Genomic DNA, 18,724 nt, shown 5'->3' with positions numbered 1-18,724 from the left:
CGAGCAACGACGGCGTTTTCCCACACGGGAAACGCCGTTTTTGTTTCGCTATCATTGTTAAACCCCAGTTACGAGGCATTTGTCCATGGCCGAGAAAAAAGGCTCCTCCAGCGAAAAAACGCTCTACTGCTCGTTCTGCGGGAAGAGCCAGCACGAGGTCAAGAAGCTGATCGCGGGGCCTTCGGTATTCATTTGCGACGAATGCATCGATCTTTGCAACGAGATCATCCGTGACGAGCTTCCAGCTGGCGAAGAATCGCGCGAAGCGCGCAGCGACCTGCCCACGCCGCTGGAAATCAAGTCCAACCTCGACAACTACGTGATCGGACAGGAGCCGGCAAAGCGAATGCTGTCGGTTGCGGTCTACAACCACTACAAGCGTCTGCGCCACAAGGAAAAATCCAAGGGCGAGGATGTCGAACTCAGCAAGAGCAACATCCTGCTGATCGGACCGACCGGCTCGGGCAAGACGCTGCTGGCGCAAACGCTCGCGCGCATGCTCGACGTTCCTTTCGTCATGGCCGATGCAACCACGTTGACCGAAGCCGGCTATGTTGGCGAAGACGTCGAGAACATCATCCAGAAGCTGCTTCAAAGCTGCAACTACGAGGTGGAGCGCGCGCAGCGCGGCATCGTCTACATCGACGAAATCGACAAGATCTCGCGCAAGTCCGACAACCCCTCGATCACCCGCGACGTGTCGGGCGAGGGCGTGCAGCAGGCTCTGCTGAAGCTGATCGAAGGCACCATGGCCAGCGTGCCGCCGCAGGGCGGCCGCAAGCATCCCAACCAGGATTTCCTGCAAATCGACACGACCAACATCCTCTTCATCTGCGGAGGTGCTTTCGCCGGCCTCGAGAAGGTGATTGAAAACCGGACCGAAGCCTCGGGTATCGGCTTTGGTGCGTCGGTCAAGAGCAAGAAGCAGCGCAGCCTCACCGAGGTATTCCGCGAGGTCGAGCCCGAAGATCTGATCAAGTTTGGCCTCATTCCCGAATTGGTCGGTCGCATGCCGGTCGTGGCGTCGCTCGCTGAACTCAGCGAGGACGCGCTCGTCCAGATCCTCACCGAACCCAAGAACGCTGTCGTCAAGCAGTTCACTAAGCTGCTGCAGATGGAAGGCGTCGACCTCGAGATCCGCCCTGCGGCGCTCAAGGCGATCGCGCGCAAGGCGCTGGCGCGCAAGACTGGCGCGCGAGGCTTGCGTTCGATCCTGGAGCAGTCGCTCATCGACACCATGTTCGAGCTGCCGAATGCGACCAATGTCGACAAGGTGGTGGTCGAAGAATCGACGATCGACGAGAACAAGCCGCCGCTGCTCGTCTATCGCGAAGCCGCGAAGAAGGCTTGATGACCTCGGACCCGGCCGCTTTCAGACAGGCGTCCGGCGTCTTCGGCGAATACTCTGCCCGCGGGCTTGAAAAGCGCGCGCGGCCGACCATCTTTCCATGATCAATTAAAGGATTTCCATGTCCGGTCATACCCCCCTGCCTGCTACCGAACTCGACTTGCCGCTGCTTCCGTTGCGCGATGTGGTCGTGTTTCCCCACATGGTGATTCCGCTGTTCGTGGGACGTCCCAAGAGCATCAAGGCGCTCGAACTCGCCATGGAAGCGGAACGCCGCATCATGCTTGTGGCCCAGAAGGCCGCCGCCAAGGATGAGCCTTCGGTCGAAGACATGTTCGAGGTCGGTTGCATCTCGACCATCCTGCAGATGCTGAAGCTGCCCGACGGCACCGTCAAGGTGCTGGTCGAAGGCCAGCAGCGCGCACGCGTCAACCGCATCGACGACAGCGAAACGCACTTTTCCGCAAACGTGACACCCGTCGAACTGGCCGATATTGCGCCGCAGAAGGGCACCGAAGTCGAAGCACTGCGCCGCGCGGTAATGCAGCAGTTCGACCAGTACGTCAAGCTCAACAAGAAGATCCCCCCGGAGATCCTCACGTCGATCTCGAGCATCGATGATCCGGGCCGTCTTGCGGACACCATTGCCGCGCATCTGCCTCTGAAACTCGACAACAAACAGGCTGTGCTCGACCTCGACGACATCAAGTCGCGGCTCGAAAACCTGTTTGGCCAGTTGGAGCGCGAGGTCGACATCCTCAACGTCGATAAGAAGATTCGCGGGCGTGTCAAGCGCCAGATGGAAAAGAACCAGCGCGACTTCTACCTGAACGAACAAGTCAAGGCGATCCAGAAAGAACTTGGCGAAGGCGAAGAGGGTGCCGACATCGAGGAGATCGAGAAGAAGATCAAGCTCGCCAAGATGCCGAAGGAAGCGCTCAAGAAGGCTGAAGGCGAGCTCAAGAAGCTCAAGCTCATGTCGCCGATGTCAGCCGAAGCGACCGTCGTGCGCAACTACATCGATGTGCTGATCGGCCTGCCGTGGAGCAAGAAGACAAAGATCAAGCACGACCTGGCGCATGCCGAAGAAGTGCTCAACGAGGACCACTACGGGCTCGAAAAGGTTAAGGACCGCATTCTTGAATATCTTGCAGTGCAGCAACGCGTGGACAAGGTCAAGGCGCCGATTCTGTGCCTCGTCGGGCCACCCGGGGTGGGCAAGACCTCGCTCGGGCAGTCGATTGCCAAGGCGACCGGCCGCAAGTACACGCGCATGGCGCTGGGCGGCATGCGAGACGAGGCCGAGATTCGCGGCCACCGCCGCACCTACATCGGCGCGCTGCCGGGCAAGGTGCTGCAAAGCCTGAACAAGGTCGGCACGCGCAACCCACTGTTCCTGCTGGACGAAATCGACAAGCTGGGCACCGACTTCCGCGGCGATCCGTCGAGCGCTCTGCTCGAAGTGCTGGACCCGGAGCAGAACCACACGTTCGGCGATCACTACGTGGAGGTCGATTTCGATCTGAGCGACGTGATGTTCGTCGCGACCTCTAACTCGATGAACATCCCTCCGGCCCTCTTGGACCGAATGGAAGTGATTCGACTCGCGGGCTACACCGAAGACGAGAAGACGCACATCGCGCTGAAGTATCTGCTGCCCAAGCAGATGAAGAACAACGGCGTGAAGGATGACGAACTGCTCATCTCCGAAGAGGCGGTGCGTGACATCGTGCGCTACTACACGCGCGAGGCGGGCGTTCGTTCGCTCGAACGCGAACTCTCCAAGATCTGCCGCAAGGTGGTCAAGGGACTGCTGCTCAAGAAGATGGTGCCGCAGGTTGTCGTGAACGGCGAGAACCTCAACGATTTCCTGGGCGTGCGCAAATACACGTTCGGCCTTGCAGAGAAGCAGAACCAGGTCGGGCAGGTCGTTGGGCTCGCGTGGACGGAAGTCGGCGGCGACTTGCTCACGATCGAAGCCGTCACGATGCCCGGCAAGGGTGTGATCAGTCGCACGGGTTCGCTCGGTGACGTGATGAAGGAGTCCGTCGAAGCCGCACGCACTGTGGTCCGCAGCAGGTCTCGTCGACTTGGTATCAAGGACGAAGTGTTCGAGAAGCGTGACATTCACATCCACGTACCGGACGGCGCCACCCCCAAGGACGGCCCGAGCGCGGGTGCTGCAATGACGACGGCTTTCGTGTCGGCGCTCACAGGCATCCCGGTGCGTGCTGATGTCGCCATGACGGGCGAGATCACTTTGCGCGGCGAAGTCACGGCCATCGGCGGCTTAAAGGAAAAGTTGCTGGCTGCCTTGCGTGGCGGTATCAAGACCGTGCTGATCCCGGAAGAGAACGCCAAGGACCTGCAGGATATCCCCGAGAACGTGAAGAACGGCCTCGAGATCGTGCCTGTGAAGTGGATCGACAAGGTGCTGGAAATTGCTCTCGAGAAGTCGCCAACGCCGCTGTCGGACGAAGAGGTTGCCGCCTCAGCGGCGGCAGTCGCCGAGCTGGCCAAGCAGCGCGCTGCGCAACCGGCGGAAGGTTCGATCAAGCACTGACACGTCGATGCGTTCGAGTTGCGAGAGACTAAAAATATGCTCTATAATTCGAGGCTCGAAACGCGGGAATAGCTCAGTTGGTAGAGCGCAACCTTGCCAAGGTTGAGGTCGAGAGTTCGAGACTCTTTTCCCGCTCCAGTTTTGAAAAAGGGAAGCGCAGGCTTCCCTTTTTTTCGCTGATTTCTTACGACTTCAAAATCTCGGCAACGAGAGTGGCGCGATAGCAAAGCGGTTATGCAACGGATTGCAAATCCGTCTAGCCCGGTTCGACTCCGGGTCGCGCCTCCACCGATTCCAATGCCAAAACACAGTCCCGCCAAACAACGTTGTCGGGACTGTTTTCGTTTGGGGTATCGTCGACGTTCGACGGGAAGCCCGGATGGTGAAATTGGTAGACACATCGGACTTAAAATCCGCCGCTTCCTGCATAAGGGGCGTACCGGTTCGACCCCGGTTCCGGGCACCACCACACTACAAGGGAGCAAGACATGCCTCGCTATAACGCTCCGTTCGAAATCCATGTACACGGCGATGTGCCGCTGCGCTCGGATGCGAATTTCGAGCAGATCCAGGAAGCGCTGAAGCCGCTGTGGAAATATGCCGGCGCACGATCGCTCGCCGACGGCGCGACCAGCGTCTATGAAGAAGAGCCCGGGATCCGCTTCGAACAGAAAGAGCACATGCTCCAGATCTGCTGGACCGTGGCCGGGGACGACGATTTCCGTCAGGCGCTCGACGAAATGTGCATGGCTCTCAATGAGCTCGCTGAGCAGGGCGCCGCGCTCGAAGTCACCTTCTACGACACCGACTTCGACGAAGAGGAAGGCGACCCCGACCAGGAGTCGCGTGATGACTTCCTGATGCTGTTCGTCGGCCCCAACCCTGCCGCGATCATGCAGGTCCAGCGCGACCTGCTCGTGGAAGATGTGGTGAACCTGATGGAGCGTCACTTCGATGGTGCTGAACTCGGCGGCGTCGTGGCGGAGATCGACAAGCTCTTCGGCGATCGGTTCGACGCACTGGTCAATTCGCTCGAAATCGGAAAACGGCCGCGTGGCGGCACCGGTGGCGCCGGCAGCGGCGGACACGGCGGTGGTCGTCGTCCGCGTCATCTGCACTAGCCCAGAGCGCGCTAGCGAGCCAACAAGCGTTCGCGACACGGAGCGGTAAGGTCGCTCCGCTATGCTCGGCGACGATCTTTGCAGAGGAACGTCGCTTGGCTCTATTTCCCCAGTCCGCCCTCCGACCCGGCGTGCGCAAGCGCGAAGTGTTCGGCTGGGCCATGTACGACTTCGCAAACTCCGGCTATACGACCGTCGTCATCACAGCCGTGTTCGCCGCCTACTTCGTCGGCGGCATCGCGCAGGGCGCGGCGTGGGGCGCATTGGCGTGGTCGGTGGCGCTGAGCATTTCGTACGCGCTCGTAATGTTGACCATGCCGGCGATCGGTGCCTGGGCCGACATGCGAGCGGCCAAGAAGCGCGTGTTGATCCTGTCCACCGTCGGGTGTGTGATCGGCACCGCTGCGCTTGCCTTTACGCCACGCGTCGTCGGAATGCAGGGGGTTCTCGTGGCCATGGCGCTGGTCGTCGTCTCCAACACGTTCTATTCGTACGGCGAATCCATTACCGGTGCATTCCTGCCAGAGCTCGCGACTGTCGAAGGCATGGGCAAGGTGAGTGGCTGGGGCTGGGCCTTCGGCTATCTGGGAGGCATGCTTGCGCTGGGGCTGTGCCTGGCGTACGTCCTGTGGGCGCAAGCCAGGGGCTTGCCTGCTGCGCACTTCGTGCCGGTCACGATGCTGATCACCGCCGCCCTCTATGGCGTAGCCGCTTGTGCCACGTTCGTCCTGCTGCCGGAGCGAGCGATGCCTCGGGCGAACGAGACTGCGCCCAGCGCATGGCGGCAGTTGCAGAGCACCTTCCGCGAGGCTCGCGCGTACCGCGATTTCATGTGGCTCCTTGCGTGCACTGTTTCTTACCAGGGGGGCGTGGCCGTGGCGATCACGCTTGCCGCCATCTATGCCGAGCAAGTGATTGGCTTCGTGCCGAGCGAAACCATGGTGCTGATTTTTGTGCTGAACATTGCCGCGGCGCTCGGCGCCTTCATTTTTGGCTATTGGCAGGACAGCCTGGGGCACAAGCGTTCGCTGGCGGGAACGCTTGTAGCTTGGATCCTTGTCTGTCTGATTGCTGCGTCCGTGACGACCAAAAGCGGGTTCTGGTTGGCGGCCACCATCGCAGGACTTGCGATGGGATCAAGTCAATCGGCGGGCCGTGCGATGACTGGCGTGTTGGCCCCGCCGCGCCAACTCGCGGAGTTCTTTGGCTTATGGACTTTCGCGACCCGCCTCGCCAGCATCGTGGGGCCGCTGAGCTACGGTGTCATCACCTGGATGTCCGGCGGCAACCAGCGAATTGCGATCCTCGCGACCACGGTCTTGTTCGTCGCCGGCCTCGTCATGCTGCTGCCGATCGATATGCGGCGCGGCCGCGAGGCGGCCTTGCGGGCCTGACTAGCCCGCTGCAGCCCGTTTCGACGCGCGGTAAACGGCGCCATCAAAGCGCAGCAGGGTCGATTTGAATTTCGTCGGGAGTTGCTGCGACACACATTCCTCGCCCTGGAGGAGCGACTGGCTTTCCGAGCGCGCCTCACGCAGCATCAGGTCCGCGCTCCCGTTCGTCGCCGTGTGCATGACCGACAGCGTACCGCGGACGGTCTCGAAATCGCCCGTGCAGTTGGTGTCCCATTCGCCGCGCTCGAGCGTTGTCTCAAGTCCATCGAGCACCTTGGCGAGCTTTGCGCCTTGCGGCAGGTACAGCGACAGCGTTTCGCTCGCGTATGGATTCGCTCGCGAAGAGCCCTGCCGCAGGATCCTCAAGCCGAACGCGCGCGCATCCGGGGCCAGTGTGTAGCGCGCCGTATCGACCCGGATCTCGGCAATACGTACCGCGTCTTCGGTGAGAGCGTCCTCGTCGAGGAGTCTGCTGACGATCCTTGCGCGTTCGGTGTTCCCGTTGTCCGCCTGCTGGACGACCAGAACGTCCAGGTCGAACTGCGTGGCGTCGGACTCCGAACCAGTTCGCGGCATGGGCAGCACGACGATAAAGCGGCCGGGAAAGCCTCTCCAGGGCTCGCACACAGCGCGTTCATGGTCAAGGATGCGCTTGGGATGCAGCTTGGCGTGCATGCGTTCGGCCAGGCCGGTGTCGCAAGCGGCATGCGCAGCGATGCTGAAGAAGCCGAGGAGCCAGGCAATGACGAACGCGCGGCGCATGCTTGGGGCGGCTCAGGCGGTTGCTGCGTCTTGGGTGCGGGCAAGGCTTGCTCGGCCGCCCGGTCGCGCAAGCCAGCGCGCGGCAGCGGCCTCGAGCGATTCCGGTGCGTCGCTGCTGAGCAGTCTGACGGCACCTTCGCCATCTTCGGCAAGCTGACCGGACCGTTCCAGCAAACGGCGTGTCTGCTGCGCCACCGGAGCACCAGTGTCGATGAAGCTCACCGAATCGCCTGTCACTCGCCGCAGGGCGCCAGCGATGAAGGGGTAATGCGTGCAGCCGAGAACCAGCGTGTCGATTTCCCCTGGCTCTCCGCCGAAACGGCCGACATCGCCAAGATATTTTTGGCACAGTTCGGCGATTCGGGCGGCGTCACCGCGTTCGATGGCACCTGCAAGCCCATCGCAGGGGACGATGCTGAAGGTCGCTTGTGCATCGAGAGAGGATCGCAGCGCCTCGAACTTGCGACTCTCGAGCGTCACGCGTGTCGCAATCACGGCGATGTGCCTCGTGCTGCTGCGCGCGACCGCCGGTTTGAGAGCGGGTTCGACGCCAATGATCGGGAGCGTTGGGTGGTCGGCGCGCAACAGGTGGATCGCAGCCGCCGTCGCTGTGTTGCAAGCGACGACAAGCGCCTTGATTCGATGACGTTCGAGCAGGTGGCGTGTGACAACGCGGCTGCGGTCGCCGACGAATGCATCGCCCCGCTCCCCGTAAGGTGCGTGAGCGGTGTCGGCGAAATAGACGAATCGTTCGCGCGGCAACTCGCCGCAGAGCGCATTGAGAACGCTCAGTCCTCCGATCCCGCTATCGAAAACGCCGATCGGCCGATCGGCGCCATCGCCCACGTCGACCGCCGTCGCGCTCAAGCCGGTTCCAGCGTGATCGTCTTGAATTCGCCGCTGGCGATTCGCTTCTGCCATTCGGCGGGGCCGGTGATGTGGGCACTCGTGCCGCCGGAATCGACCGCCACCGTCACCGGCATGTCGACGACGTCGAACTCGTAGATCGCTTCCATGCCGAGGTCCGCAAAGCCGACGACCTTGGCGGTCTTGATCGCCTTGCTCACGAGGTACGCCGCACCGCCAACGGCCATGAGGTAGGCGCTCTGGTGCTTCTTGATGGCCTCGATGGCGACCGGGCCTCGCTCGGCCTTGCCGATCATGGCGATCAGGCCGGTCTGGGCCAGCATCATTTCTGTGAAGCCGTCCATGCGCGTTGCCGTTGTCGGGCCGGCAGGGCCGACGGCCTCGTTCTTGACCGGATCGACCGGTCCGACGTAGTAGATCACGCGGTTGGTGAAGTCCACCGGCAGCTTCTCGCCCTTGGCGAGCATGTCGGCGATGCGCTTGTGCGCGGCGTCGCGGCCGGTCAGCATCTTGCCGTTGAGCAACAGCGTGTCGCCGGGCTTCCAGCTGGCGACTTCCGCCGGCGTGAGTTTGTCGAGGTCGACACGCTTGCTCTTGTTGTAGTCGGGCGCCCAGTCGATCTTCGGCCAGAGGTCGAGTGATGGTGCTTCCAGGTAAACGGGCCCGGAGCCGTCGAGCACGAAGTGCGCGTGCCGCGTCGCCGCGCAATTCGGAATCATCGCGACCGGCTTGCTCGCGGCATGCGTCGGGTACATCTTGATCTTGATGTCGAGCACGGTCGAAAGCCCACCGAGGCCTTGTGCGCCGATGCCCAGCGCATTTACTTTCTCGTAGAGCTCGATGCGCAGCGCTTCGACCTTCGTGAGCTCGGCGCCGGAAGCCTTCTTGGCTTGCAACTCGTGCATGTCGAGGTCGTTCATCAGGCTTTCCTTGGCCATCAGCGCGGCCTTCTCGGCGGTGCCGCCAATGCCGATGCCCAGCATGCCTGGCGGACACCAGCCGGCGCCCATCGTCGGCACAGTCTTCAGCACCCAGTCGACGACGCTGTCGCCCGGGTTTAGCATGGCCAGCTTGCTCTTGTTTTCGCTGCCGCCGCCCTTGGCCGCGACGGTGACTTCGACGGTGTTGCCCGGAACGATCTCGGTGAAGATCACAGCCGGCGTGTTGTCCTTGGTGTTCTTGCGATCGAACTGGGGGTCGGCAACGACCGATGCGCGCAGCGTGTTGTCCGGATGGTTGTAGCCCTGGCGCACACCTTCGTTGACGGCATCTTCGAGGCTTCCCGTGAAGCCGCCCCAGCGCACATCCATGCCGACCTTGAGAAACACGTTGACGATGCCCGTGTCCTGGCAGATCGGGCGATGACCGGTGGCGCTCATCTTGCTGTTGGTCAGGATCTGCGCCATTGCATCCTTGGCGGCGGGGCTTTGCTCCCGCTCGTACGCCTTGGCGAGGTGAGCGATGTAGTCGGTGGGATGGTAGTAGCTGATGTACTGGAGCGCAGCGGCGACCGATTCGATCAGGTCGCCCTGCTGGATGGTGGTGGTCATGGTGGGAAGGTTCTTGGAATTGGGGACGCCCGCCGATTATCTCAGCCCCACCAACGGCGGACGGATGCCCGGCTCAGGTGTCGCCAGCGAGCGCCTGTTCGATCCAGCCGTCGAACTGCTGCTGGTGAACCCTGATCCAGCCGTCGACGTGGCGCTCGATGTCCCTCTGCGTGTTCGCGCCCTGGCTCATGCGCAAGTTCTGGGCGTTGATGTCGGCGATCGGGAGGCTCATCACTTCGAACAGCCGGCCTGCAACGGGGTTCGCCTCGGCGAACTGGCGGTTGGCGACGATTTGTTGCTGGTCGGCGGGAAAGCCATAGTCCTTCCCGTTCGGAAGGCGGGTTTCGCTCGGCTCACCTTGCGCGTTCGATGCGGGCACCTGGAGCCACACCACGTCGATCCCGGGTCGCAGCACCGCGCTCACCCAATAAGGAGTCCAGGTGTAGTAGATGACCGGCTGACCCTCCTTGAAGCGGGCGATGGTGTCGGCCATCAGGGCGGCATAGCTTCCTTGCTTGTGCGTGACGGCGTCATGCAACCGGTAGGCCGACAGGTGCTTTTCGATCGCGAGCTCGCATCCCCATCCGGGGTTGCAGCCGGTCAGGTCCGCCTTGCCATCGCCGTCGGTATCGAACAGCTTTGCAATCTCGGGGTCCTTCAGCTGCCCGATGTTCGTGATGTTGTATTGATCGGCAGTCTTTTTGTCGATCAAGTAGCCCTGGACCGCGCCGTCTGCATAGACACCCTTGCGCAAGAGCTTGGCGTCACCGCCGCTGTTCTTGTAGAAGTCGGCATGCAGGGTGTGCCAGTGACTCGCCATGAAGGTGGCGTCGCCATTGGCGATCGCCAGGTGCTCGGTGGCGGGTTCGAGATCCTTGACCGGTGCCACCGTGTAGCCCAATTTTTCGAGCGCCCTGGACACCAGAAGTGTCTGGAACATCTCTTCTGCCAGTGAACTCTTGAGCGGTTGCACCGTAATGCCTTTGCCCGGCAGGTTTTCGGCACGGGCTTGAACGCCCAGACCGAGACCGAGGACCAGCATGCCGGTGGCCCACAAGGCGAGCGCGAAAGGGCGCTTGAACGAATGCGTAAGGTGTGTTCTCTTCATGCCTTGAATCCTTGGGTCGAGAGTTCCGGCGCCGCTGAGTCGGCGGTGCGCGGCCCGGCCATGGTTCTTTGCAACAGGCGCAGCGCGGAGCCGACCGGGCCTGCCTGCCACCAGTGGCGTGCGCTGCTCCGGCGCGACCGGCCCATCGCCTGGGTGAGGCGGTCCAGCGAAATCGCCAGCAGCACGATGCCCAAGCCGCCCACCGTTGCCAGACCCATGTCGAGCCGGCCGATGCCGCGCAGCACCATCTGGCCGAGTCCGCCCACAGCGATCATCGAAGCGATCACGACCATCGAGAGCGACAGCATCAGCGCCTGGTTGATGCCCGCCATGATCGATGGCATGGCCAGCGGCAATTGCACTTTCACGAGCATCTGCCAGGGCGAAGCGCCATAGGCGCGCGCCGCTTCGATCAGGTCGGGCCGCACCTGCCGGATGCCCAGGGTGGTCAGGCGCACCAGTGGCGCCAGCGCGAAGATGATGGTCACGATCACGCCGGGCACATTGCCAATGCCGAAAAGCATCACAACCGGTACCAGATAGACGAAGGCGGGCGTGGTCTGCATGGCATCGAGCACCGGCCGCATGACCCGCTCCGCGCGATCACTGTTCGCCAGCAGCACGCCCAGCGGCAGGCCAATGAGCAGGCAGAACAGCAGCGAGGTCAGCACCAGGGACAGCGTCACCATGGCTTCCGGCCAGATGCCGAGCATCGCCACCGCGAGCAGCGACAGCATGGTTCCGACCGCGAGTGCGCGGCCCGCAAACTGCCAGGCCAAGAGGCCGATCAACACGATCATCGCAAGCGCGGGCATTCCGTTGAGAAGACCCTGCATCCACGTCAACGTGCCGTCGATGGGCAACCGCACGCTCTGGAAAAACGGTCGGAAGTTCTGGACGACCCAGCCCAATCCTTGATTGATCCACGATTCGATTGGCAAAGAGCCGTCCCAGAGTTGATGCAATTGAAAGCCGCTCGCGGCGGAGTCCGCCGAAGCCGCCAGTGTGTGGACCGAATCTGCTGGAGCATCGAGCCACGCGCTTGAAGATGAAGGGTCGGGCGCAATCGACAACGCGGCCCAAGGATCGGTCGGAGTTTCCGGTGGTAGCGACGTCATGGCATCGTTCAGCGGAGCAAGTTCAGTCGGAAGTGCTGTGTCGTTCATGGCGAGATCCTTCGCAATCAGAGGGCTTCAGCGATGGCCGCAAGCGGTGTGGCCGGCACCGGCTCCACCGGCGGCGTATCGCGATCGAGGAATTTCAGCAAGGTGGTCTTGCTGATGGCGCCGCAGAAACGGCCGTCGCCAGCCACGACGGGCACGGCGCAGGGCGCTTGCGCCACTTGGCCGAAAAGGCCGGCGACATGCGCATCCGCGGCGATCGGCGCCAGCGCGGGCAGGAATGCGTGATGCAAGCCGAGGGGGCCTGAGTGGCCCTCCAGGGCAGAGCGCAGCGCGTCGGCCGATACCGTTCCGAGGTATTTCTTGCCGGGTGACACCACGTAGGCGAAGTCGCGGTCCTGTTCTTCGAGCAACTTGAGCGCTGCGCGCGCCCCGCGGTCGGTATGTTCCGAGACCACGGTGAGCGATTTGCGCGCGATATCCGCCGCCTTGAACACAGCCGCCGCATCGACCCCGCGCACGAAACTGCGGACGAAGTCGTCGGCAGGGCTGCGAAGGATTTCATCGGGCGTGCCCACCTGGATCACGCGCCCGTCTTTCATGATCGCGATGCGGTCGCCGATGCGCATGGCTTCGTCGAGATCGTGCGAGATGAAGACAATGGTCCGGCGTCGCACCTGTTGGAGACGCAGCAATTCAGACTGCATCTCCGTGCGGATGATCGGATCGAGCGCCGAAAAAGCCTCGTCCATCAAGAGGATCGAGGGGTCTGAAGCGAGTGCGCGCGCCAGTCCGACACGCTGTTGCATGCCCCCCGACAACTCGTCCGGATAGCTGTCGCCCCAGCCGGCCAGGCCGACTTGCGCCAGCGCCTGTTCGGCTTGCTCCAGCCGTTCCTTCTTGCTGGCGCCCGCGAGTTCCAGCCCGAAGGCGGTGTTCTCGCGCACTGTCATGTGCGGCATCAGTGCGAACGACTGGAACACCATGCTGATGTCCTTGCGCCGGAGGTCGCGCAGTTTCGCGTCCGAGTGGCCGTTGATGTCGGCACCGTTGATGACGATGCGCCCGGACGTCGGTTCGATCAGGCGATTGAGCAATCGCACCAGCGTGGACTTGCCTGAGCCCGACAGGCCCATGATGACGAAGATCTCGCCCGCATGAATATCGAAGGTCGCGTCGAAGACGCCGATCGACTGCCCTGTGCGAGCCAGGATTTCTTCTTTGGAAAGTCCTTGCTTGACCAGGTCCAGTGCCTGTTCCGGCTGGTCGCCGAATACCTTGAACACATGATCGATGAGAATTCCTTTGGCCATACGCCCGGGCTCCTTTGTTGAGTTTGAAAAGAGCGCCCTCGCGAGGGCGACCCGCAGCCGCGCCGTCGGTCAATAGGATCAGTCGGCGACTGCGCTGGAGTCGTCGCGAACCTGAGTGAGCTTGGCTTGGCAGTGGGGCCGGAACAGGCCGGCCGTGGCTCGGGCCGAGGCCCGGAGCCGAACCTCCACCGCGACGGGATTCGAAAATGATCCGCGAGTAGTGGAGGGGACGATCGACATGACTCGTCGATCGATTGAAGGGTTAAGACTATAACCGCATCGAATAAGCGCTGCCGCGCTTGCCGCCAATTGCCCGCACGGTGCGAGTCATTTGCGCTGCGGCCATACTTGACGAATCACTCCGAAGTCCCGCCGGGGGCTTCGCCATCCTTTCGAACATGGAGCCCCGAATGACCTCACCCCCCCAGACACGCGTCGAACGCGACACCTTTGGCCCGATCGAGGTGCCAGCCGGCAAGCTGTGGGGGGCGCAGACCCAGCGTTCGCTGCAGAACTTCGACATTTCCGGGGAGCAGCAGCCGCGCGAAATCATCCGGGCCCTTGCTCAAGTCAAGCGCTCTTCGGCCGTGGTGAACCATGCGCTCGGACTGCAGGACGAGAAGAAGACCCAAGCCATCGTGGCCGCGGCCGATGAAGTCATCGAAGGCAAGCACGCCGGCGAATTTCCGCTCGTGGTCTGGCAAACCGGCTCCGGCACCCAGACCAACATGAACGTGAACGAGGTACTGGCAAATCGCGCGAGCGAACTGCTCGGCGGCGAACGAGGCGAAGGGCGGATGGTGCACCCTAACGACGATGTGAACCGGAGCCAATCGTCCAACGATGTGTTTCCGACCGCCATGCATGTGGCGGCGGTAGAGGCGATCACGCACAAGCTGTTGCCGGCCATCGCGAAGCTGCGCGCGACGCTCGACAAGAAATCCAGGGATTTTGCGGAGATCGTGAAGATCGGCCGCACTCATTTGCAGGACGCGACCCCGCTCACGCTGGGCCAGGAGTTTTCGGGCTACGCCGCGCAGCTTGCCCATGGCGCCGCGCATGTTCGCGCCGCGCTGCCGCACCTGTGCGAACTTGCGCTTGGCGGAACGGCGGTCGGCACCGGCCTCAACGCGCCCAAAGGCTACGCCGAGCAGGTCGCAGCCGAGCTGGCAAGGCTCACCGGGCTGCCCTTTGTGACGGCTCCGAACAAGTTCGAGGCCATGGCGTCCGTCGATGCGCTGGTGCATGCGCATGGCGCGCTGAAGACCCTTGCCGCCAGCATGAACAAGATCGCCAACGATGTTCGCTGGCTCGCGAGCGGCCCTCGCAGCGGCATCGGCGAGCTGAGCATCCCTGAAAACGAACCCGGCTCGTCCATCATGCCGGGCAAGGTCAACCCCACGCAGAGTGAAGCTGTCACAATGCTTGCCGCGCAGGTGTTCGGCAATGACGTCGCAATCAACATCGGCGGCGCGTCAGGCAACTTTGAACTGAACGTTTTCCGCCCGATGGTGGCGCACAATTTCCTGCAGAGCGTTCGGCTGTTGGCCGACGGCATGGTGAGCTTCAACGATCATTGCGCCGTCGGCATCGAGCCGAACCGCGAGCGCATCACCGAATTGGTTCAACGCTCATTGATGCTCGTGACCGCGCTCAACACCCACATCGGCTACGACAAGGCCGCCTTCATCGCGAAGAAGGCGCACAAGGAAGGCTCCAGCCTGCGCGAAGCGGCGATTGCCTCGGGGCACTTGACGGCGGAACAGTTCGACCAGTGGGTGGTGCCTGAGCAGATGACCGGAAGGTGACGGCCAGTGTTCTGCTGTCCTGCTGTTCAGCTTCGCCGGAGCGGCGCCGTCAGTGGTCGTCGCCCGATGGCGGCCGCATCATCAGCCGGTCGGTCACGGCGATAGCCATGGCTGAAAGCAGGAAGGTGATATGAATCGCGGTCTGGGCTATCAGCACGCGGTCGGTGTAGTTGTCCGCGTTGATGAAGGTCTTCAGCAGATGGATCGAGCTGATGCCGATGATCGCCGTCGCCAGCTTGACCTTCAGCACCGACGCATTGACGTGGCTCAGCCATTCCGGCTGGTCGCGATGGCCTTCGAGGTTCATGCGGCTCACGAAGGTCTCGTAGCCCCCGACGATGACCATGATCAGGAGGTTCGAGATCATCACGACGTCGATCAACGCCAGCACGACCAGCATGATGACCGTCTCGTTGAGCGATGTGACGGGCGCGCTGGTCTTGTAGCCGATGCTGTTGATCAGTGCCTCGAGCGCGTCTGTGCTGCCGAAGGCGGCCTGCACGAGGTGCGACAACTCGACCAGGAAATGCACCACATACACCGCCTGTGCGACTATCAGCCCCAGGTAGAGCGGAAGCTGGAGCCACCGGCTCGCAAAGATGATGTTTGGCAGCGGGCGAAGCGGCGAGGTCCTGCCTGCGGCCGGGGGGAACTGGTCGGTGTTTGACATCGGTTGCGTTCGGTTGGCTTCGTTAACGACTGCAAAACGCGCGATTCTAGGGGGCGATGCAGCCGTCCTGGCGGCGATTCCTCCGCCGGCCTGTGGCATCTGCCGTCAGTCATCCGTAAGTGCGCGGGCAGACATTCGAAACTTGATGACCGGAGCAGGTCGCAACAGCAGTCGGTAAGTCGGTAAAGGAGACAAAGAGATGAGCAGCGCTTCCACGATCGAATCCGTCCTGGTAGAAAACAGGGTGTTTCCGCCTGACGCCCGCGCCAGCAAAGGCGCGCGCATCGGCAGCATGGCCGCCTATGACGCACTGTGCAAAGAAGCCGCCGACGACTTCGATGGCTTTTGGGCTCGGCAGGCGAAGGCCAACGTGGTTTGGACCAAGCCCTTCACGCGTACGCTGGACGAGTCGAACGCGCCTTTCTACAAGTGGTTCGAAGACGGCGAACTCAACGCGTCGGCCAACTGCCTCGACAAGCACATTGGCACGCCCGTCGAGAACAAGACCGCCATCGTGTTCGAAGCCGACGACGGCGCGGTCACCAAGATCACCTACAAGGAGCTGCTGGCGCGTGTGTCGCAGTTTGCCAATGCGCTGAAGGCGCAGGGCATCACGAAGGGCGACCGCGTCATCATCTACATGCCGATGACCATCGAGGGTGTGATCGCCATGCAGGCCTGCGCCCGCATCGGCGCCACGCACAGCGTCGTCTTCGGCGGCTTCTCGGCCAAGGCGCTCCAGGAGCGCATCATCGATGCCGGCGCGGTGGCAGTGATCACAGCCAACTTCCAATTGCGCGGCGGCAAGGAACTTCCGCTGAAGGCCATCGTTGACGACGGCATTGCGTTGGGCGGCTGCGAGTCGATCAAGACCGTGCTGGTCTTCCAGCGCACCGCGAGCCCCTGCAACATGGTGGCCGGGCGCGACAAGACTTTCGACGAGGCGCTCAAGGGTCAGAGCACCGAATGTCCGCCGGTTCCGGTCGGTGCCGAGCATCCCCTGTTCATCCTCTACACCTCGGGTTCGACGGGCAAGCCCAAGGGCGTGCAGCACGCGACGGGTGGCTATCTGCTGTGGGCCAAGCTCACGATGGACTGGACCTTCGACATCCGTCCCGAGGACGTCTTCTGGTGCACCGCCGACATCGGATGGATCACCGGGCACACCTATGTCGCCTACGGGCCGCTCGCCGCGGGCGCAACACAGGTGGTGTTCGAAGGCATCCCGACCTTTCCGCACGCGGGCCGGTTCTGGCAGATGATCGAGAAGCACAAGGTGTCGATCTTCTACACGGCGCCCACGGCGATCCGGTCGCTCATCAAGGCAGCCGAGAGCGACGAAAAGGTGCACCCGAAGAATTGGGATCTTTCGTCATTGCGCATTCTTGGTACGGTGGGCGAACCCATCAATCCGGAAGCCTGGATGTGGTACTACCGCAATGTCGGCGGGGAGCAATGCCCGGTCATCGACACCTTTTGGCAGACAGAGACAGGCGGCCACGTCATCACGCCGCTGCCAGGGGCGACGCCACTGGTGCCGGGTTCGTGCACGTTGCCGTTGCCAGGCATCATGGCGGCGATCGTCGACGAGACCGGCAAGGACATCCCGAACGGCGGCGGCGGCATGCTGGTCATCAAGCGCCCCTGGCCATCGATGATCCGCACGATCTGGAATGACCCCGAGCGCTTCAAGAAAAGCTACTTTCCCGAAGAGATGGGCGGCACCATCTACCTGGCCGGCGACGGCGCCGTGCGCAGCACCGACCGCGCCTATTTCCGGATCACCGGGCGCATCGACGACGTGCTCAACGTGTCCGGCCATCGGCTTGGCACGATGGAGATCGAATCGGCTTTGGTCGCCAAGACAGATCTGGTGGCCGAGGCCGCCGTGGTTGGCCGGCCCGACGACCTGACGGGCGAGGCGGTGTGCGCCTTCGTCGTGCTCAAGCGCGGCCGTCCCAGCCCTGAAGAAGCCAAGCAGATCGCGGCGGACTTGCGCAACTGGGTGGCAAAAGAAATCGGCCCGATTGCCAAGCCCAAGGACATCCGCTTCGGCGAGAACCTTCCGAAGACGCGCAGCGGCAAGATCATGCGGCGCCTGCTGCGCAGCATTGCGAAAGGCGAGGCGATCACGCAGGACACATCGACGTTGGAAAACCCCGCCATCCTCGAGCAGTTGGGGCAAGCCTATTGACTCCGCCGCGCATGCGGTACAAACGACCTCTCCAATCACAACGGGAGTAGGTCATGGGAGTCAGAACAGGTGTATTGCTGGTAGTCGTGCTGCTGATCGCAGCGCTGGCTGCATTCAACTGGGGCATCGTCGTCTCCCCGACGACGATGTCCATCGGCTTCATGCAGGTCACGGCGCCTTTCGGGCTGATCATGCTGGGGCTGACGGCGCTGTTGGGCGTTTTCTTCGTGGTGTATGTGGTCTACCTGCAAAGCTCGATCCTGATCGAGACGCGGCGGCATACCAAGGAAATGCAGATGCAGCGCGACCTCGCGGACAAGGCGGAGGCATCGCGCTTCACCGAGCTGCGCAATTTCCTCGAGGCGCAAGAAAACGCGCACATGACACGCAATGCCGAACGGCACGCCGCTTTGCTCGCGCGGGTCGAGCAGCTCGAAACGGCAATCAAGACGCGATCCGACCAGACGGACAACACGCTGGCGGCTCACATCGGCCAGCTGGAAGATCGCTTCGATCGCCGAAGCGGAGCTTCCGCAGCCGGCATGCCGCCAGCCGTCTGAGTTCTAGCGTCTGAAGGGTGCTTACTTGGTCGTCAGGATCCAGGCGGCCAGCTTCTTCGCATCCGCTTCGCTGACCTGATTGTTCGCGGGCATGGGCACCGGGCCCCACACGCCCGAGCCGCCCTTGATGATCTTGCTCGCGAGCAGGTCGACGGCGTCCTTGTTGTCCTTGTACTTGACCGCGATGTCCTGGAACGAAGGGCCCAGCACCTTGCGATCGACGGCATGGCAACTCATGCAGTTCTTCGATGTGGCCAGAGCCAGGTCCGCCAGGGCGGGGGCCGCGCAGCCAAGGCTGAGCACGGTGACGACGAGCGCTTTTTTCATGGGGTCCAATCGCATCGG

Annotated in this window: 15 protein-coding genes and 3 tRNA genes; 10 read left to right on the top strand and 8 right to left on the bottom strand. The window is 62.5% G+C overall.

Annotated elements, in window-relative coordinates; translation table 11 throughout:
• Positions 1–85: 85 nt before the first annotated feature.
• From clpX to AC1DEK_RS01900, 7 genes are all read left to right on the top strand, one after another.
• Positions 86–1,351, top strand: coding sequence for an ATP-dependent Clp protease ATP-binding subunit ClpX (clpX, locus tag AC1DEK_RS01930; RefSeq protein ID WP_478123498.1), 1,266 nt, complete (start codon positions 86–88; stop codon positions 1,349–1,351).
• 118 nt (positions 1,352–1,469) lie between these two features.
• Positions 1,470–3,911: an endopeptidase La gene (gene lon / locus AC1DEK_RS01925; protein WP_478123497.1), complete on the top strand. Its 2,442-nt coding sequence runs from the start codon at positions 1,470–1,472 to the stop codon at positions 3,909–3,911.
• A 62-nt stretch (positions 3,912–3,973) separates the two neighbouring features.
• A tRNA-Gly gene (locus AC1DEK_RS01920) sits at positions 3,974–4,049 on the top strand.
• 76 nt (positions 4,050–4,125) lie between these two features.
• Positions 4,126–4,199: transfer RNA gene (locus tag AC1DEK_RS01915), tRNA-Cys, on the top strand.
• An 85-nt stretch (positions 4,200–4,284) separates the two neighbouring features.
• Positions 4,285–4,377: transfer RNA gene (locus AC1DEK_RS01910), tRNA-Leu, on the top strand.
• Positions 4,378–4,399: 22 nt separating this feature from the next.
• Positions 4,400–5,032, top strand: coding sequence for a DUF6806 family protein (locus tag AC1DEK_RS01905; RefSeq protein ID WP_478123496.1), 633 nt, complete (start codon positions 4,400–4,402; stop codon positions 5,030–5,032).
• A 95-nt stretch (positions 5,033–5,127) separates the two neighbouring features.
• Entirely contained in the window at positions 5,128–6,426 is a 1,299-nt protein-coding gene (locus AC1DEK_RS01900; RefSeq protein ID WP_478123495.1) for an MFS transporter, read from the top strand.
• Here the strand turns inward: AC1DEK_RS01900 and AC1DEK_RS01895 are convergent, their stop codons facing one another.
• From AC1DEK_RS01895 to proV, 6 genes are all read right to left on the bottom strand, one after another.
• On the bottom strand, positions 6,427–7,188 hold the full coding sequence (locus AC1DEK_RS01895) for a PA3715 family protein (RefSeq protein WP_478123494.1): 762 nt from the start codon (positions 7,186–7,188) through the stop codon (positions 6,427–6,429). It abuts the gene before it with no gap.
• 12 nt (positions 7,189–7,200) lie between these two features.
• A complete protein-coding gene (gene murI, locus AC1DEK_RS01890) occupies positions 7,201–8,055 on the bottom strand; it encodes a glutamate racemase (RefSeq protein WP_478123493.1) in 855 nt (284 codons plus the stop codon).
• Positions 8,052–9,605: a fumarate hydratase gene (locus AC1DEK_RS01885; protein ID WP_478123492.1), complete on the bottom strand. Its 1,554-nt coding sequence runs from the start codon at positions 9,603–9,605 to the stop codon at positions 8,052–8,054. Before AC1DEK_RS01885 ends, murI begins: the two co-directional genes overlap by 4 nt.
• Positions 9,606–9,678: 73 nt before the next feature.
• Positions 9,679–10,647 carry a glycine betaine/L-proline ABC transporter substrate-binding protein ProX gene (gene proX / locus AC1DEK_RS01880; RefSeq protein ID WP_478123976.1) on the bottom strand — a complete coding sequence of 323 codons (969 nt, stop codon included), beginning with the start codon at positions 10,645–10,647 and terminating at the stop codon, positions 9,679–9,681.
• A 62-nt stretch (positions 10,648–10,709) separates the two neighbouring features.
• Positions 10,710–11,879 (bottom strand): glycine betaine/L-proline ABC transporter permease ProW, encoded by a 1,170-nt coding sequence (gene proW / locus AC1DEK_RS01875; RefSeq protein ID WP_478123491.1) that lies wholly within the window; start codon positions 11,877–11,879, stop codon positions 10,710–10,712.
• A 17-nt stretch (positions 11,880–11,896) separates the two neighbouring features.
• Positions 11,897–13,147, bottom strand: a complete 1,251-nt coding sequence (gene proV / locus AC1DEK_RS01870; protein WP_478123490.1) for a glycine betaine/L-proline ABC transporter ATP-binding protein ProV — start codon at positions 13,145–13,147, stop codon at positions 11,897–11,899.
• A gap of 410 nt (positions 13,148–13,557) precedes the next feature.
• Here proV and fumC point away from each other — a divergent pair, with 410 nt between their 5' ends.
• Positions 13,558–14,955 (top strand): class II fumarate hydratase, encoded by a 1,398-nt coding sequence (gene fumC, locus AC1DEK_RS01865; RefSeq protein WP_478123489.1) that lies wholly within the window; start codon positions 13,558–13,560, stop codon positions 14,953–14,955.
• 49 nt (positions 14,956–15,004) lie between these two features.
• Here the strand turns inward: fumC and AC1DEK_RS01860 are convergent, their stop codons facing one another.
• Entirely contained in the window at positions 15,005–15,625 is a 621-nt protein-coding gene (locus AC1DEK_RS01860) for a YqhA family protein (protein ID WP_478123488.1), read from the bottom strand.
• Positions 15,626–15,824: 199 nt separating this feature from the next.
• Between AC1DEK_RS01860 and acs the strand changes: the two genes are divergently transcribed.
• Together acs and AC1DEK_RS01850 are read left to right on the top strand one after the other, a co-directional pair.
• On the top strand, positions 15,825–17,819 hold the full coding sequence (gene acs, locus AC1DEK_RS01855) for an acetate--CoA ligase (protein WP_478123487.1): 1,995 nt from the start codon (positions 15,825–15,827) through the stop codon (positions 17,817–17,819).
• Positions 17,820–17,872: 53 nt separating this feature from the next.
• Positions 17,873–18,379, top strand: a complete 507-nt coding sequence (locus AC1DEK_RS01850) for a LapA family protein (RefSeq protein ID WP_478123486.1) — start codon at positions 17,873–17,875, stop codon at positions 18,377–18,379.
• Between the two features lie 21 nt (positions 18,380–18,400).
• On the opposite strand, the gene AC1DEK_RS01845 is transcribed toward AC1DEK_RS01850, so the two are convergent.
• Positions 18,401–18,706 carry a c-type cytochrome gene (locus AC1DEK_RS01845; protein ID WP_478123485.1) on the bottom strand — a complete coding sequence of 102 codons (306 nt, stop codon included), beginning with the start codon at positions 18,704–18,706 and terminating at the stop codon, positions 18,401–18,403.
• Positions 18,707–18,724 lie beyond the last annotated feature (18 nt).

The organism is Variovorax sp. 10N420, assembly GCF_056394705.1.
Note: the sequence above shows the minus strand (reverse complement) of the source record. Positions and strands in the feature narration are given on the sequence as shown.